This window comes from Janthinobacterium sp. 75 (assembly GCF_004365495.1).
Classification (GTDB): Bacteria; Pseudomonadota; Gammaproteobacteria; order Burkholderiales; family Burkholderiaceae_D; genus Janthinobacterium.
The window spans coordinates 2,610,783-2,627,061 of the sequence record NZ_SORD01000001.1 but is presented as its reverse complement, the minus strand read 5'-3'; the positions used below and the strand labels follow the sequence as shown (position 1 = coordinate 2,627,061).

The window sequence follows — 16,279 nt, the reverse complement described above, 5'->3', positions numbered from 1 at the left end:
CTGGGCGTACCGCACGCTGATAGTCAGCATTATTTGTCCCGCCGCGCGGCCATGGCGCGCGGCGTCAGCGCTGCCCGATGCGTGCCTCCGACAAGGCCCCTTCCAGCGCCTGCACTTCATCCTCCTGCAAGGCCAGCAAGGCGTTCAGGTTGCCTTGTAATTTGTACATTTTTTTCAGCTGCGCCATGCCACGCCTGCGCAGCTTGCCCGGCACACCCGGGCGCAGCAGGCAGGACTTCATATGGTCGGCCAATTCATCGGCCTGCGCATACTGCTCACGCTCTATCATGCCTTGCAACATCAAGATCATGCTGGCCAGGGTATCCGGCTCGGCCACGCCCCGCCCGCTGGCACGGCCGGCCAGTATGGTTTGCTGCAAATGCCGGGCGCCGTCCAGCACGCTGTCCGCATGCCCCGTGACAGGCGCATTCAACAGCCGGTCGCTGCCGCTGAGCACGGCGTCCTCCAGCAGGCGCGCCGCCTCACTGTCACCCTGCTGCTGGAGGGTGCCGGCCAATTGCTTCTTGCTGTGCAAGGTATCAAGGTGGTCTTCGCCCAGCAGGCGCGCGTGCACTTCCAGCACCTGCTCCTGCACGCTGCGCGCCGCATCGAGTTCGCCGCGCCGCAGCAGCGCTTCGGCCAGCTTGCGCTGGCTCATCAGGGTTTCCGGATGGTCGAGCCCGCGCGTGCGCTCGCGCGCCGCCACCTGGTCTTCGTGCAACTGGCGCGCGCCAGCCCAGTCGCCCTGCCCAGCCACGATATCGGCCAGCATGTCACGCGTGGCCAGCGTGGCGGCATGGTCACCGCCCAGGCGACGCTCCTGCACCTGCAGCACGGCAGCGAGCAGGCGCCGCGCGCCTTCCAGGTCGCCTTCACGCCCCAGCGCCTGCGCCAGGGCCAGCTTGCTGCGCAAGGTGTCGCCATGCTCGGCGCCAAACAGGCGCTCGCGCGCCGCCACCACCGTGCCCAGCACTTGCTGCACCTGCGCCAGCAGGCCCATGCGCAGCAAGGTGGCGGCGCGGCCATCCATCGCCTCCAGGGTCAGCGGATGCTCGCCGCCCAGCTGGCGCGCGTACGTTGCCAGCACCGTATCCTGCAGCAGCAGCGCCGCCGCCAGCTCTCCCTGCAGCAACAGGGTTTGCGCCAGACAGGCCCGGGCGGCCAGGGTATCAGGATGCTCGCTGCCCAGCACGCGCTCGCGCACATCGAGCACGTCCTCTTCCAGAAAGCGGGCTTCATCGAGCTTGCCCAGCTGGCGCAGCAGGCGCGCCATGCCGCTCTTGCTCTCCAGGCTGTCGGGATGCTCTTCGCCCAGCAGCCGTACGCGGATATCGACGCTCTGGCGAAAGGCATCGAGCGCCTGCGCGCTGCGCCCGTCCTTGCGATACAGCTCGCCCAGGCGGGCCAGGTCGCGCGCCAGCGGCAGGGCCACGGCGCGGCCAGGTTCGAACAGCAAGGCCTGGCGCGCTTCGCCGATGGCGCCCAGCAAGGCGATTTCACGGCTCGATTGCCATGGGAAATAGCCGCCCGTCAGCCAGTGCAAGAAGGCTTCGAAGGTGCGCGTGAGGGAAAAACGGTCGCCGCCCTGGTCGATGCGCACGGCCAGTTGTTCGCCATAGGCGAAGGTTTTCGTCTGCTGCAGCTGGACTTCGTCGAAATAGCTGTCGAGGGCAATCTGCGACAAACCGTAAGAGGTGCGCAGCAGGCGCTCGAACATGGGCTGGAAGCCGGCGATGCCCTTGTGCGCGTCGCCGCGACGCCACTCGGCGCGCTGCGCCCCGTCGCCCATTTCTATACGCGAGGGCAAGGGGTACATCAGCAGCGGACGCTGTTCATCTTCATGGCTGCGGCGGTACTCGATCGCCCGCGTAACGAGTGCATCGACGCCTTCCAGGCTTTGCCGGTTAGGCGTAAAGACCACCACCAGCTTTTTCGGCAGCAAGGTGGTGCAGATGCCGGCGCTGTCCGTGCGGCCCGTGCGCGAATCGACCAGCACATAGCGGAAATGCTGGGCCAGGGTATCGGCGAAGCAGCGGAACAGGGCCGGACAGGCGTCGAACAACTGGTCCCAGCGCATCTGCGCCAGACGTTCGCTGTAGCTGGCATCGAAGCGCCCCGCGCGCATCAGGTACAGCGGGCTGCCCTGATCGACGCGCACCACGTATTGCTGCCAGTCGATGGCGTCGAGCACGCGCTGCGCCAGCGCCGCATCCTCGCGCCCAGCGTCCTGCCCGCCGGCGCGCGCGCCCGCCGTTTCCAGGCTGATGCGCTCGATCTGCTGGCGGCACGCCTCGAAGAACTCGAGCACGCCCGGTCGTTCCTCGTGCTGCTCGAAGTAATGGTGCAGGCCAGGCGCCTCCATGTCCCAGTCCAGCATCAGCACGGGCACGCTGGCGTTCTCGCGCCGCGCCAGCAGGACGGCGATGTTCGACAAGGCCATCGTGCGGCCAGTGCCGCCCTTGTAGGAATAGAAGGTGACGACTTCGCCAGGGGCGCTCAAAGGTGGCAGGGAGAGGCGTTGGCATTCCATGTCAGGACCTTTTACATGATTAACGTGGAAAGTGGGGAGGCGGAATGGCGCGCCATTCCGGTGGAATATCGGGTAACACGAAACGGCTGCAATCGTGGCCGGGCGGCGTGGATCGCTTCAGCAGGTGGTAATGCGTGGCGATGCGCTGCACGATGCGTTCGATGTCGGGCAGGTATTGCGGATTCGACTTCAGGTCGCCGCTGGCCAGCGTATAGCCGGAGAAATCGACGTACAGGCCCGACTCCGTGATTTGCGGCGGCAGGCCGTCCGGATGGCGCGTCATGATGATGGGGATGATAAGGTGGCTGGGCAGTTCATACCAGGCGCGCCGCTCCTGTTCAATTAGTTGCATGGCGGCAAACTCGCACCGCGTGTAGCCGTGCGCTTCATATTTGGGCGTGTACAGCACGATCATGCAGACGCTCTGGCACATGGCACGCGCCACGCGCAAGTCGATATCGTCACCGCCGCCCAGTTGCTCGCTGTCGATGAACAGCACTTCCTCACGGTCGAGGTGAGGCTCCAGATAGCAAGCCAGCGCCTCGATGAGATCATTCTTGAACTTGTTCATGAACGCATATTGGCCGTGTGCATAGCTCAAGAAACAGCCGTAGCGGATCTCCATGGCATCCCCCTGTTCCCCGTGCGGCCCTGCCATCGCCGCGCCTTCATCCTGCAAGGCATGCGCTCACTGTAGACCGCCCGGCAACAAGCCTGTTTGCGCTGGCGCAAAACTATGTCTGGCGTCCTGGACATATGGAAAAAGCCAGAAACTGGCGCGATCACGCCCATTATTAGCATGGCAGGCGCGCAGGCAAGCGCCGCGCAAGAAACGCCAGAGGCTTGATAACAAAGGAAAATAAGCCGGCGCGCTGATGGCGCCGGCAAGCAGGACTTAAGCGCCCTTGGCGGGCAGGTTGCGGAAGAACTCCACCACTTCGGCGGTATCGCGCGTGCGCTTGAACGGTGGCAGGCTTTGCCAGATGCGCTTGCCGTACGGCTTGGAAATGAGGCGTGGATCGCAAATCATCAGCACGCCCCGGTCACCCTCGTCGCGGATCAGACGGCCTGCGCCCTGCTTCAGGTTGATGATGGCTTCTGGCAGGGAATGATGCATGAAGCCGTTCTTGCCCTGCTTTTCCATTACTTCGATGCGCGCGGCCAGCACGGGATCGTCGGGCGGCGCGAACGGCAGCTTGTCGATGATCACGAGCGACAAGGCATCGCCGCGCACGTCGACGCCTTCCCAGAAACTCTGGCTGCCGATCAGCACGCCATTGCCGGCGGCGCGGAACTGGTCCAGCAATTCCGTGCGGCCCTTGTCGCCCTGCACGAACAGGGGAAAGTTCAGACCCCGCTGCTTGAATTCATCGGCCAGACGCTCGGCTGCGCGCTTGACGGCGCGCAAGGTGGTGCACAGGAAGAAGGTGCGTCCGCCCGCCGCCTCGATGATGGGCAGGGCGCAGTCGATGACGGCATCCGTGTAGCCCAGCGAATTGGGCTGCGGCAGGTTTTGCGGCACGAACAGCAAGCCCTGCTGGCCATAGTCGAAGGGGCTCGGCCAGGTGTGCGACGGTTCGCCCGTCAAGCCCATCTGTTCCGAAAAATGCTTGAAATCGTTCTTCACGGCCAGGGTGGCGGACGTGAAAATCCAGCTGCGCGGCGTGCCTTCGCGCTGGTTGTTGAAGATCGGTGCGATCGACAATGGTGTTTTATGCAACTGCAAGGAGCTGGAAAACGCTTCCACCCAAAACACGGCCTCTTCTCCAGCCGCCACTTTCGCCTTCGGATCGAACTTCCAGCCGCTCAGCTGCTGCGCCAGCTCGACGCCCCGCACCCGGCACTGCTCCAGGGTTTCTGCCCGTTCCGCCTGGGTTTCCAGCACGGCCACCATGCCGTCGAGCTCATCTTTGAGAGTGTCGAGCGCGGGAAAGAAGTCGCTCGACGGGGCGATCTGCGGCAGGGACAGGCGAACGATATCCTGCGGAAACGTCAGGCGCAGGTCGCGCGCCGCTTTTTCCACCACCGTGACGGTCTTGGCCCAGTCGATGCCGCGCGCATGCGCCAGGCCCTCGGCCAGCACGTCGCGGCACAGTTCCAATATTTGCGACGTCGACACCGTGTTGCCAAAGAACAAAGTGGCCGTATCGGGCAGCTGGTGTGCTTCATCGAAGATGATGGTGTTGGCCGACGGCAGCAATTCGGCCACGCCCGTGTCCTTCAGGGCCACGTCGGCGAAGAACAAGTGATGGTTGACCACCACCACGTCGGCCTGCTGCGCTTCCTTGCGGGCCTTCATGACAAAACAATCCTGGTAATACTGGCACTCGGCGCCCATGCAGGTGTCGCGCGTGGACGTCACCAGATTCCAGATCATGGCGTTTTCCGGCACCTTGGCCAGTTCGGCCTTGTCGCCGGAGCTGGTCATCTTGATGAAGCGCGAGATTTCGCGCAAATGCCCCACGTCGTCGCGCGAAGTCATGCGCCCGTTCTGCAGGGTGCGTTCCAAATGATAGTGACAGACGTAGTTCGAGCGGCCCTTCAGCAAGGCCACGGAGACGGGCGCCTGCAGCGCGGCGCGCACGGTGGGGATATCGCGCAGAAATAACTGGTCCTGCAAGTTCTTCGTACCGGTAGACACGATGGTCTTGCCGCCCCACATCAGGGCCGGCACCAGGTAGGCGAAGGTTTTACCGGTACCCGTGCCCGCCTCGGCGATCAGGGTGGTCTGGCTGTCGATAGCGTGGGCGATCGCCTTGGCCATTTCGGTTTGCGAACGGCGCGGCTTGTAGCTGCCCACGGCGGGACCGAGCGGGCCGCCGGCGCCGAACAGGCGCTCGATGTCGGCATCGTGCTTGCCAGGCGCGGCCTGGACTTCGGCTGGCAGACTGGCTTGCAGATCGGCAGGCTGGCCATCTGGGCTTGCGGGCAATAAATTGTGATCGGTCAAAATATACTTAGGTGAAGGCTGGACTGGACGCTACTGGCGCCCCTCAGGCGGGAACGTCGGGCACCAACTGCATTTTCAGCAAGGTGATGTGATCCTTCAATTGCAATTTGCGCTTTTTCAGGCGGCGTAACTGCAGTTCGTCATGGTGACCATCGAGTATCAGCAACTCGATGACGGCATCGAGGTCACGGTGCTCCACGTTGAGTTCAATCAGGCGCCGCTCTATATGCTGTGCATCGCTCATGTGTTGCGTTCCAGGCAGTGTTAGTAACAGGCGCGCGCAGCGTACGCAGGCAGCCATTGACGCCGGCATCACCGGCAAGTGTGTAGTTTAACCTGCCGCGCGCGTTAGGGCACGCCATTTCCGGCATCCCCATGCACGGCGGTCTTAATTGGCAGGCGGCACAGGCACAGCAGCGGCCGGCTTGCTGGCAGCATCCGCGGCTGCCTTGGCAGCCTTGGCCTGCGCTTCGGCCTGGCGCTCGGCCAGGCGTTGCGCTACGCGTTTCTGGCGCGCCACGGCGTCAGCCTGCTTGCGCGCATAGTCTGCCTCGCGGGCCGCGCGGCGTGGCGCTTCGGCGGCGTCGGCGGCAGCCTGTCTCGCCACCTTCGCCGCTTGCTCAGCCTCGCGCTCGGCAACACTCTTGCCTTCCGGCTTGGGCGGCGCCGGCTCGGGTGCGACGACCCTCACAGGCTTGGGCATGGCCGCAGCCCGCTTCTCGGCGTCGAGACGCGCATCTTCCTGCGTCCTGGCCAGGTCGATATCGCGCAGGCGCACGGACTCGGCCCGCTTGAAGTAGTTCGCTTCCGCGTCGACGGCGCGCAAGCGCACCAGGATCAGGCGGCGCTTTTCCTTCGCCTTGTCCAGGCAGTTATTCACGAAAAACTTGTCGTAGCACTCCAATTCGCGCACGGCAAACTCAGCTTCCGCCGCCTCGCGCTCGCTGGCTGACTGCTTCAGCTTGGCGTCCGCTTCTTCCACCGACAGGGTGGCGGGCACCTGCGGTGCGCCGACCTCATCCAATGCCGCAGCACCCTGGTGCGCGCAGGCGGACAATGCCAGCACCAGGCCCAGCGCCGCTCCCAGCTTGTATAGTGTATTTGCCATCATGTTCATTATCCCTGCCTCAGACGATCGCGTCGGCCGCGCCGCGCTGTTCTTTTTCCATGTATTCGCGCGATTGCATCTCGATGATACGCGAAACGGTGCGGTGAAACTCGTTGGCCAGCATGCCGTTCGTGTACAGCTCATCAGGCGCCACTTCGGCCGACATGATCAGCTTAACTTTTTGATCATAAAACACGTCGATCAGCCAGGTAAAGCGGCGCGCTTCGGACGACTGCGCCGCCGACATGGCCGGTATGCCGGACAGTATCACCGTATGGAAGCGGCTGGCGATTTCCAGGTAATCATTTTGCGAGCGGGGGCCGCCGCACAGTGTAGCGAAATCGAACCAGATGATGCCGCCGGCGCGGCGCAGGCAGTGGATTTCGCGGCTTTCGATGCGGATGCGCGCGTCTTCGTCGGCCGTCTCGGCGATGCGCGCATAGGCATCGCGCAAAGCCTTGTCGGTGGCCGCACCCAGCGGCGTATAGTAACTTTCCACCTGCTCCAGCGCGCGGCCGCGGTAATCGACGCCCGCGTCGACGTTCATCACGTCGAGCTTGTCCTTGAGCAGCGCGATGGTCGGCAGCATGCGGTCGCGGTGCAGGCCGTCCGGATACAGCAGGTCCGGATCGTAATTCGAGGTCATGATGAAGGACACGCCATTGGCGAACAGGGCCGACAGCAGGTTGTACAGGATCATCGCGTCGGCGATGTCGGAAACGTGGAATTCATCGAAACAGATCAAGCGGTATTTCTTGGCGATGCGCTTGGCCACCTCATCCAACGGGTCGGCCACGCCTTTCAATTCATCGAGCTGCTGGTGCACGCCGCGCATGAATTCGTGGAAGTGCAAGCGCGTCTTGCGCACCAGGGGCACGACCGAATAAAAACTGTCCATCAGGAACGATTTGCCGCGCCCCACCCCACCCCACATGTACACGCCTTTCGGCACGGCAGGACGGTTGAGCAGGCGCTTGAAGGTACTCGAGCGCTGGCCCTTGTAAGCCACCCACTCGTCATAGCACAGCTGCAGGCGGTCGACCGCGCGCCGCTGGGCGGCATCGGCCTTGAAATCGCGCTTCTGCAACGCGTGCTGGTAAAACTCTTCAACGTTCATGGGATTCGATTCAACAGGGATTCTTGACATAGCGCAAACGGGCCGGCAAGGCAGAAACTGCTTTGCCGGCCCGCTGCGAAGTACCGTAGCGCTTAGAAGTTCAGCGTACGCTTATCGACCGCCAGTGCCGCTTCCTTGGTCGCTTCCGACAAGGATGGGTGAGCGTGGCAGATGCGCGCGATGTCTTCGGCCGACGCCTTGAATTCCATCGCCACGACGGCTTCGGAAATCAGTTCGGACGCCATCGGGCCGACGATGTGCACGCCGAGGATTTCATCGGTGGTCGCATCGGCCAGGAATTTCACCATACCCGATGTGTCGCCCAGTGCGCGCGCACGGCCGTTGGCCATGAACGGGAAGGTGCCGGCCTTGTAGGCGATACCTTCCGCCTTCAGGGTTTGCTCGGTCTTGCCGACCCACGCGATTTCCGGCGAGGTGTAAATCACCCACGGAATCGTGTTGAAGTTGGTGTGACCGTGCTGGCCAGCGATACGCTCGGCCACGGCAACGCCTTCTTCTTCCGCCTTGTGCGCCAGCATCGGGCCGCGTACGACGTCGCCCACTGCCCACACGTTCGGCAGGTTGGTCTTGCAATCGCCGTCGACGGCGATGAAGCCGCGTTCGTCGAGCTGCAGGCCTACCTTATCGGCACCCAGGCCATTCGTGTTCGGCGTACGGCCGATCGAAATGATCAGTTTGTCGAACACGGCTTTTTGCGCTTCGCCCTTGGCGTCCACGAATTCCACGGTGACGTCTTTCTTGCCTGGCGTGATCGCACCGATCTTGCAACCGAGGTTGATCTTCAAGCCTTGCTTGGTGAACAGCTTCGACGCTTCCTTGGCGATCTGCTCGTCGACGGCACCCAGGAAGACCGGCAGGCCTTCCAGCACGGTGACGTCGGAACCCAGGCGGCGCCAGACGCTGCCCATTTCCAGACCGATCACACCGGCACCGATGACGCCCAGCTTGGCTGGTACGGCGTCGATGGCCAGTGCGCCCGTGTTCGACAGGATCAGTTTCTCGTCGAATGGTGCGCCCGGCAGTTCGCGTGCGTTCGAACCCGTGGCGATGACCACGTGCTTGGCCGTCAAGGTTTCGTTGGCTTCGCCCGTCACGCTGATGTCATACGTGCCAGCGGCGGCGGCAGCGAAAGCGGCGCGGCCGTGGAAGAAGGCGATCTTGTTCTTCTTGAACAGGTACAGGATGCCGTCGTTGTTTTGCTTGACGACGGTGTCCTTGCGCTTGAGCATCTGGCCCAGGTTCAGTTTCAGGCCGGCGACGTCGATGCCGTGCTCGGCGAAGCTGTGGCCCGCATGTTCGAAATGCTCGGACGATTGCAGCAGCGCTTTCGAAGGGATGCAGCCGACGTTGGTGCAGGTACCGCCAGGAGCGGCGCCGCCCTTGGCGTTCGACCACTCGTCGACGCAGGCGACGGAAAAGCCCAGCTGGGCTGCGCGGATGGCGGCGATGTAGCCGCCAGGGCCCGCACCGATGACAACTACGTCAAATTGTTTAGTACTCATGTTTTGTTATTCCAATCTCTTCGTCTGGTACGAAAATCCACAATAGAAGGTAAATCACCACGCCGAAGCCGAAGGTCAATGTAAACAGGACGAAGACGAGGCGCCAGATCCACGCTTCCATGCCGGAAGCGCGGCCCAGGCCACCACAGACGCCACCGAGCCAGCGGTCGTTGCGCGAGCGGCGCAGGCGGCTGAATTCCTGCACCAGGTCGTTCGCCGGACCGGAGCCGGATGGGCTGTCCGATTTATCCAGGTTGATATTGCCCAGGAGCTTGGCTTTCGCTTGCGCGAATTCCGCGTCGCTCAGGGCGCCCGCCAGGTGCAACTCGTGCAGACGCTTGATTTCTTCAGAGACGTTCATAGGAATCCTCTTTCATTGAGATCAGCCAGCTGCGTCTTCTGGCAAGGGTTATCAGCTACATTGCCCCGGCGGCGACGCCGGGGTGCTACAGTGCTTACAGGTCCAGCAGCAGGCGTGCAGGATCTTCCAGCGCTTCTTTCATCGCCACCAGACCCAGGACAGCTTCGCGGCCGTCGATGATGCGGTGGTCGTAGGACATGGCCAGGTAGTTCATCGGACGTACCACGATCTGGCCGTTTTCGACAACAGCGCGGTCCTTGGTCGCATGCACGCCCAGGATGGCCGATTGTGGCGGGTTGATGATCGGGGTCGACAGCATGGAGCCGAAGGTGCCGCCGTTCGAGATGGAGAACGTGCCGCCCGTCAGGTCGTCCAGGGTCAGCTTGCCTTCCTTGGCTTTCGCACCGAATTCACCGATTTTTTTCTCGATGTCGGCGATCGACAGCTGGTCCGCATTGCGGATGATAGGCACGACCAGGCCACGTGGCGAACCGACAGCGATACCGATATCGAAGTAGCCGTGGTAGACGATGTCGTTGCCATCAACGGAGGCATTGATGATCGGGTATTTTTTCAGGGCGGCGACGGCGGCCTTGACGAAGAAGGACATGAAGCCCAGCTTGACGCCGTGCTCTTTCTCGAACTTGTCCTTGTACTTGTTGCGCAGGTCGATGACCGGCTGCATGTTCACTTCATTGAACGTGGTCAGGATGGCGTTCGTCGATTGCGATTGCAGCAGGCGCTCGGCGATACGCGCGCGCAGGCGGCTCATCGGCACGCGCTCTTCCGGACGGTCGCCCAGGCTCGCAGCCGATGGCGTGGCAACTTGCTGCAGCGCTGGCTTGGCAGCGGCTGGCGCCAGTGGCGCGACAGCTGGCTTGGCGGAAGCGGCCAGGGCGTCGCCCTTGGTCACGCGGCCATCTTTGCCGGAACCGGCGACGTCGCCAGCGGACAGGCCTTTTTCCGACAGGATCTTGGCGGCGGCAGGCATGGCGACATCGCCTTTGCTTGCAGCAGCTGGGGCGGACGCGGTAGCGGCGTCTTGCGCGGCGGCAGCCAGGGCTGGCGCAGGAACAGCGGATACTTCCATCGGGCTGACCTTGGCCGAGCCGTCGGTGTCGATGATGGCGATGACTTCGCCGGCGACGACGGTAGCGCCGTCAGCCTTGATGATCTGCACGATCACGCCAGCGGCGGGCGCCGGCAGTTCCAGCACCACTTTGTCGGTTTCGATATCGATCATGTTTTCGTCGCGCGCGACTGGCTCGCCGACTTTCTTGTGCCATGCGAGCAGGGTCGCTTCTGCTACCGATTCCGACAACTGGGGAACTTTGACTTCGATTTGTGCCATGTAAAACTCCGTTTATTTTGTTATTGCGGCGCCGCCTCTGCGTAGCAAGGGCGGCGCTCCGTCACGATGTATGCGAACAAGCGCCATGCATAGACATGGCGCCCGCTATCCTGCCAATTACTTGGTCAGGATAAAACCCTTCAGCTTCGAGAATGCCGTTTCCAGCAGATCTTTTTGCTGGGCGTAGTGCTTGTCATAGTAACCGACAGCAGGCGACGCCGAAGCAGGACGGCCGGCGTAAGCCAGACGCTGACCCGATTCCAGGCCTTCGAAGATGTTGTGCTGGATCTGGAACCAGGCGCCCTGGTTTTGCGGCTCGTCCTGCGTCCAGACGACTTCGACCAGGTTCGGGAACTTCTTCAGTTCAGCAGCGAACGACTTGTGCGGGAACGGATACAGCTGTTCCAGGCGCACGATGGCCGTGTCGGTCTGGCCACGGGTCTTGCGTGCGTTGACCAGGTCGTAGTAGACCTTGCCCGAGCAGGCGACGACGCGCTTGACTTTCTTGGCGTCGATTTTGTCGTCGACTTCGCCGATGACGGTCTGGAAACCGCCCTTGGCCAGGTCGGTCAGCGGCGAACCGGCATCCTTGTTGCGCAACAGCGACTTCGGCGTCAGGATGACCAGCGGCTTGCGGAACTGGCGCACCATCTGGCGGCGCAGCAAATGGAAGATCTGCGAAGCCGTCGTCGGCTGCACCACTTGCATGTTGTTGTCTGCGCACAGCTGCAGGAAACGCTCGGGACGCGCGGACGAGTGCTCAGGACCCTGGCCTTCGTAACCGTGCGGCAGCATCATGACCAGGCCCGAAGCGCGGCCCCACTTCACTTCGCCGGAGCTGATGAATTGGTCGATCACCACTTGCGCGCCGTTGGCGAAGTCGCCGAACTGGGCTTCCCAGATCGTCAAGGTGTTCGGTTCAGCGGTCGAGTAGCCGTATTCGAAGGCCAGTACGGCTTCTTCGGACAGCACCGAGTCGATGACGGTGAACGGCGCCTGGTTGTCCGAGACGTTTTGCAGCGGAATGTAGGTACCTGCATCCCAGCGCTCGCGGTTCTGGTCATGCAACACGGCGTGGCGGTGCACGAAGGTGCCGCGGCCGGCGTCCTGGCCCGTCAGGCGGATGGCGTAGCCGGACGATACCAGCGATGCGTAGGCCAGGTGTTCGCCCATGCCCCAGTCCAGATTCATTTCGCCACGGCCCATGGTGCCACGGTCGCCCAGCACTTTTTCAACCAGCGAGTGGACCTTGAAGTCTTCCGGCACGGTGGTGATGCGGGTAGCCAGACGTTTCAGTTCCGTCATCGGCACGGCGGTGTCGGCCGAATCGGTCCATTTCTTGTTCAGGAACGGCAGCCAGTCGACGGCGTACTTGTTCTTGAAGTTCGAGATGACCGGATCGACGGTATGCTTGCCGGCGTCCATGGCGTCGCGGAAAGCGGCCACCATCTTGTCGCCGCCATCGGCAGGGATCACGCCTTGCGCTACCAGCTTGTCCGCGTACAGCTTGCGGGTACCTGGATGCTGGCCGATCTTCTTGTACATCAGTGGCTGCGTCAGTGCCGGCGTATCTTGCTCGTTGTGGCCAAGTTTACGGTAGCAGATGATGTCGAGGACGATGTCCTTCTTGAATTCCATGCGGTAGTCGAGCGCAATCTGCGTCGCCAGCACCACGGCTTCGGGATCATCGGCATTGATGTGCAGGACCGGTGCTTCGATCATCTTGACGACGTCCGAGCAGTACAGGGTCGAGCGTGCATCGCGCGGGTCCGAGGTGGTGAAACCGATCTGGTTGTTGATCACGATATGCACAGTGCCGCCCGTATGGTAGCCACGGGTTTGCGCCAGATTCAGCGTTTCCATCACGACACCCTGGCCGGCGAAAGCAGCATCGCCGTGCACCAGGATAGGCAGCACTTGCGCGCCCTGCGCGTCGCCGCGGCGATCCATGCGGGCCTTGACGGAACCTTCGACCACAGGGTTGACGATTTCCAGGTGCGACGGATTGAACGCCAGCGACAGGTGGACCGGGCCGCCTGCGGTGGAGATGTCCGACGAGAAGCCTTGATGGTACTTCACGTCGCCGGCAGGCAGGTCGTCGCCATGCTTGCCTTCGAATTCTTCGAACAGTTCCTGCGGCGCCTTGCCCAGGGTGTTCACCAGCACGTTCAGGCGGCCGCGGTGGGCCATGCCGATAACGATTTCCTGCACGCCTTTTTCGCCGGCGCGCTGAATGGTTTCATCCATCGAGGCGATGAAGGTTTCGCCGCCTTCCAGGGAGAAGCGCTTCTGGCCCACGTAACGGGTGTGCAGATAGCGTTCCAGGCCTTCCGCCGCGGTCAGGCGGTCGAGGATGTGGATTTTTTTCTCTGGGGTGAAATTCGGGGTGGAGCGGATCGATTCCAGCTTCTCTTGCAACCAGCGCTTTTCGGCCGGATCGGAGATGTACATGAATTCGGCACCGATCGAACGCGTGTAGGTGTCGCGCAGATAGTTCAGCAGATCGCGCAGGGTGGCGGTCTCGGGGCCAAAATAGGTATTGCTGATGTTGAACACGGTGTCCATGTCCGCGTCGGTGAAACCGTAGAAGCTCGGCTCGAGCTCAGGGATCATCGGACGTTCCTGGCGTTGCAGTGGATCCAGATTGGCCCAGTGCGAACCGAGGTAGCGGTAAGCGGCGATCAGTTGCGTTGCAGCAACACGTTTGCGGCCCATTTCAGCATCGAAGGAAGCGGTCACCGTACGGATCGGACCTGCTTTTGCGCGCTCGGCGAACGAGGCGACGACGGAGGCATGCGCCACGTCAGGCTTGTTGCTGCCATCGACTGCAGGCACATGCTGCATAGCGTCGAAATAGGCGCGCCAGTTATCCGGCACCGAGCCTGGATTGTTCAGATACGCCTCGTACAGGTCTTCCACGTACGGAGCATTCCCACCGAACAGGTAGGAGTTGGTCGTTAATTGCTGCATATATTGCTCACCTTTCTTCGCGCTTCGCGAGGAATTAGCGGGTTAATCTAACCTTCCGCGACACGGCCTGACCGGTTAGCGGATTGCACATCAAGTTGTGGGGAAGGGCTTTTTTATTGCACCAGCATTCTGCATACCGTCATTTAGAATAGCACGCGGTATTGTAACGCAACAACCACTAGTTGAATTTTATTTGGCAAGCAAATGTAAGCCGTGTTGTTGATTTTCCCGGGCTTGCAGCCCGTTTCTGTTGCGCTTAAGCGATTCCGCCGCCAGCACCGGCGCGACGCTGGCGCGCAAGTGGTCTGACTGATAACGGCGGCGCCCCGATGGCCGCCAGCCAATCGGCATCGCCCGCAAACCACTCCACCAGGAAGTCGAGCATGGTGCGCAGCAGGGGCGACATGTGCTGGCGCGAGGTATAGATGCCGTAGATACCCATATCTTGCGGCACATAAGCAGGCAGCAGCTCCACCAGCTGTCCGCTGGCGATCAGCGGTGCGGCCGAATAGCGCGGCTGCATGGCGATGCCCGCCCCCGCCACCGTCGCCACCAGCAGGACCAGCGATTCATTTGCCGACAGGCGGCCACTGACGGGGACAGTGAGCGCTTCCCCGTCGTGCGTGAATTGCCACAGGCTCTTGCCAAAATACGTATACGTCAGACAATTATGCAGGGCCAGGTCTTCCGCCCGGCGCGGCGTGCCGTGCGCAGCCAGATACGATGGTGCGGCGCACACCACCGACGCGCAACTGGCCAGCTGGCGCGCGATCAGATTCGGCTCGAGCGCGTTCGTGATGCGGATCGCCAGGTCGATGCGCTGCTCCACCAGGTTGACGGCGCGGTTCTCCATCTGCAGGTCGACGGCGGCGCGCGGGTAGCGCCGCAGGTAAGCGGTCACTGCGCCAGCGAGCGCCGTCTGCGCCAGCGATTGCGAACAGGTGATGCGCAGCAAGCCATGTGGCGTATCGAGGCCTTCGGGCGAGGTGACGGCCATGGCGCCGGCCACTTCCAGAATCTGCCGGCAGCGCGCCAGGGTAGCCTCGCCTGCGTCCGTCAAGCTCAAACGGCGTGTGGTGCGATGCAGCAGACGCGCTCCCGCCCACTGCTCCATCTCGGCCAGGTAGCGCGTCACCATGGCGCGCGACATATCGAGCGCCTCGCTGGCGGCCACCATGCTGCCCCGTTCGGCGATAGCGACAAATACTTGTGCGGCGGTGATGCGGTCCATGCGGGCACTCCCTTGATTCGTTCGATCCATGCAACTAAGTATTGCAATCTACCCTATTTCTCGCGCCTGGTCGAAAGGATAATATGCGGGAGAGTATCCAATGCAGAAAGAACAATATGCTTGCACGTGCAGCCCTCTCCTTCCGCGCGCTGGACACCTTCCAGCTGGAGGTGCTTGGATGCGCACCGTCCACTTCCCTGCTGCTGAGTGGCGCGGACGACGCCATCCTCGTCAACACCCAGTTCCTGCGCGACGATGCGGCGCAGTTAGCGCACACCATCGCCGCCAGCGGCAAGCGCCTCACCACCATCTATATCAGCACCGCCGACCCGCAAGCCTATTTCGGCCTGGGCGTGCTGCAGGCAGCCTTTCCGGATGCCCACATCCTCGCCAGCGGCACCACGGTCGAGGCGATCCGCCGCCAGGCCGGTGCCAGGGTCGCCCACTGGGGCGGCATCCTCAAGCACAATGCGCCGCGCTGCATCGTCCTGCCCCGGCCCTATGATGGCACCAGCCTGCAACTCGAAGGGCGGCAAGTCGCACTGCACCACCTGGAAGCAGCGCTGGACTGAGCCTGGACCAGCTGCCTTACAAGGCAGCCAGGAAGCGCTCATACTCTTGCGCGCTGCGCGCCAGCCGCTCGCCATAGCCCGCTTCCTTCGGTCCGTCTTCCGCACCGTAGAAGGCAAAGAAGCGGCGGTTGTCGGCGCCGATATACGCCAGGGTGACATCGAACGGCGCCAGCAACTGCGCCAGGGTAACGTTCCACTTGCCTTGCTGCGTAAAGTCTTCCTGCCGGATGCCAGCCGTGACGGCCAGCGCCACCTTGCGGCCCTGGAAGGCATCGCCGCCGGTGCCGTAGGCCCAGCCATACGCCAGCACGTCATCGAGCCACCGCTTCAGCAAGGGCGGGCAGTTGAACCAGTACAGGGGAAACTGCAAGACCACATGGGCGTGCGCTTCCACCAGCGCCTGCTCCCGCGCCACATCGATATTCCCGTCCGGATAAGCCTGCTGCACGTCGTGGATGGTGTAGCGGTCGGGATACTGCGCCAACTCCTGCAGCCAGCGCTTGTTCGCCACCGAAGTATCGATGGAAGGATGGAAGACGATAACGAGGGTTTTCTTCATGCTGCTT

The 16,279-nt window shown here is 62.5% G+C and carries 13 protein-coding genes; 1 reads left to right on the top strand and 12 read right to left on the bottom strand.

Annotated elements, in window-relative coordinates; translation table 11 throughout:
* Positions 1-64: 64 nt before the first annotated feature.
* The 11 genes from C8C89_RS11875 to C8C89_RS11825 form a co-directional block, all read right to left on the bottom strand.
* A complete protein-coding gene (locus C8C89_RS11875) occupies positions 65-2,530 on the bottom strand; it encodes a tetratricopeptide repeat protein (protein ID WP_166674716.1) in 2,466 nt (821 codons plus the stop codon).
* Between the two features lie 19 nt (positions 2,531-2,549).
* A complete protein-coding gene (locus tag C8C89_RS11870) occupies positions 2,550-3,155 on the bottom strand; it encodes a toll/interleukin-1 receptor domain-containing protein (protein ID WP_133990050.1) in 606 nt (201 codons plus the stop codon).
* Positions 3,156-3,425: 270 nt separating this feature from the next.
* A complete protein-coding gene (locus tag C8C89_RS11865; protein ID WP_243858298.1) occupies positions 3,426-5,372 on the bottom strand; it encodes an ATP-dependent DNA helicase in 1,947 nt (648 codons plus the stop codon).
* A gap of 151 nt (positions 5,373-5,523) precedes the next feature.
* Entirely contained in the window at positions 5,524-5,724 is a 201-nt protein-coding gene (locus C8C89_RS11860) for a DUF465 domain-containing protein (protein WP_010399897.1), read from the bottom strand.
* 144 nt (positions 5,725-5,868) lie between these two features.
* Positions 5,869-6,591, bottom strand: a complete 723-nt coding sequence (locus C8C89_RS11855; RefSeq protein WP_133990048.1) for a hypothetical protein — start codon at positions 6,589-6,591, stop codon at positions 5,869-5,871.
* 16 nt (positions 6,592-6,607) lie between these two features.
* Positions 6,608-7,705 (bottom strand): cell division protein ZapE, encoded by a 1,098-nt coding sequence (zapE, locus tag C8C89_RS11850; protein WP_101482182.1) that lies wholly within the window; start codon positions 7,703-7,705, stop codon positions 6,608-6,610.
* Between the two features lie 92 nt (positions 7,706-7,797).
* The gene (lpdA, locus tag C8C89_RS11845) at positions 7,798-9,228 is read right to left on the bottom strand and encodes a dihydrolipoyl dehydrogenase (protein WP_034752057.1); all 1,431 of its coding nucleotides are present in this window, start codon (positions 9,226-9,228) and stop codon (positions 7,798-7,800) included.
* Complete coding sequence (locus C8C89_RS11840; protein WP_101482183.1) at positions 9,218-9,589, bottom strand: PspC domain-containing protein; 372 nt, start codon at positions 9,587-9,589, stop codon at positions 9,218-9,220. The genes lpdA and C8C89_RS11840 overlap by 11 nt, the downstream gene beginning before the upstream one ends.
* Before the next feature lie 94 nt (positions 9,590-9,683).
* The gene (gene odhB, locus C8C89_RS11835) at positions 9,684-10,940 is read right to left on the bottom strand and encodes a 2-oxoglutarate dehydrogenase complex dihydrolipoyllysine-residue succinyltransferase (protein WP_101482184.1); all 1,257 of its coding nucleotides are present in this window, start codon (positions 10,938-10,940) and stop codon (positions 9,684-9,686) included.
* A 117-nt stretch (positions 10,941-11,057) separates the two neighbouring features.
* A complete protein-coding gene (locus tag C8C89_RS11830) occupies positions 11,058-13,910 on the bottom strand; it encodes a 2-oxoglutarate dehydrogenase E1 component (RefSeq protein WP_133990046.1) in 2,853 nt (950 codons plus the stop codon).
* A gap of 256 nt (positions 13,911-14,166) precedes the next feature.
* Positions 14,167-15,141: a LysR family transcriptional regulator gene (locus C8C89_RS11825; RefSeq protein WP_243857984.1), complete on the bottom strand. Its 975-nt coding sequence runs from the start codon at positions 15,139-15,141 to the stop codon at positions 14,167-14,169.
* A gap of 116 nt (positions 15,142-15,257) precedes the next feature.
* On the opposite strand from C8C89_RS11825, the gene C8C89_RS11820 reads away from it, so the two are divergent.
* The gene (locus tag C8C89_RS11820; protein WP_101482186.1) at positions 15,258-15,713 is read left to right on the top strand and encodes a hypothetical protein; all 456 of its coding nucleotides are present in this window, start codon (positions 15,258-15,260) and stop codon (positions 15,711-15,713) included.
* A gap of 16 nt (positions 15,714-15,729) precedes the next feature.
* Here C8C89_RS11820 and C8C89_RS11815 read toward each other — a convergent pair whose 3' ends face one another.
* Positions 15,730-16,272, bottom strand: a complete 543-nt coding sequence (locus C8C89_RS11815) for an NAD(P)H-dependent oxidoreductase (RefSeq protein WP_133990044.1) — start codon at positions 16,270-16,272, stop codon at positions 15,730-15,732.
* Positions 16,273-16,279 lie beyond the last annotated feature (7 nt).

Bases quoted from the DNA above. Each gene is read 5' to 3' on its own strand.
- C8C89_RS11825 (WP_243857984.1), bottom strand. From the start codon at position 15,141: ATGGACCGCATCACCGCCGCACAAGTATTTGTCGCTATCGCCGAACGG.
- odhB (WP_101482184.1), bottom strand. From the start codon at position 10,940: ATGGCACAAATCGAAGTCAAAGTTCCCCAGTTGTCGGAATCGGTAGCA.
- C8C89_RS11870 (WP_133990050.1), bottom strand. From the start codon at position 3,155: ATGGAGATCCGCTACGGCTGTTTCTTGAGCTATGCACACGGCCAATAT.
- C8C89_RS11875 (WP_166674716.1), bottom strand. From the start codon at position 2,530: ATGGAATGCCAACGCCTCTCCCTGCCACCTTTGAGCGCCCCTGGCGAA.
- C8C89_RS11830 (WP_133990046.1), bottom strand. From the start codon at position 13,910: ATGCAGCAATTAACGACCAACTCCTACCTGTTCGGTGGGAATGCTCCG.
- C8C89_RS11855 (WP_133990048.1), bottom strand. From the start codon at position 6,591: ATGATGGCAAATACACTATACAAGCTGGGAGCGGCGCTGGGCCTGGTG.
- C8C89_RS11820 (WP_101482186.1), top strand. From the start codon at position 15,258: ATGCTTGCACGTGCAGCCCTCTCCTTCCGCGCGCTGGACACCTTCCAG.
- lpdA (WP_034752057.1), bottom strand. From the start codon at position 9,228: ATGAGTACTAAACAATTTGACGTAGTTGTCATCGGTGCGGGCCCTGGC.
- zapE (WP_101482182.1), bottom strand. From the start codon at position 7,705: ATGAACGTTGAAGAGTTTTACCAGCACGCGTTGCAGAAGCGCGATTTC.
- C8C89_RS11840 (WP_101482183.1), bottom strand. From the start codon at position 9,589: ATGAACGTCTCTGAAGAAATCAAGCGTCTGCACGAGTTGCACCTGGCG.
- C8C89_RS11815 (WP_133990044.1), bottom strand. From the start codon at position 16,272: ATGAAGAAAACCCTCGTTATCGTCTTCCATCCTTCCATCGATACTTCG.
- C8C89_RS11860 (WP_010399897.1), bottom strand. From the start codon at position 5,724: ATGAGCGATGCACAGCATATAGAGCGGCGCCTGATTGAACTCAACGTG.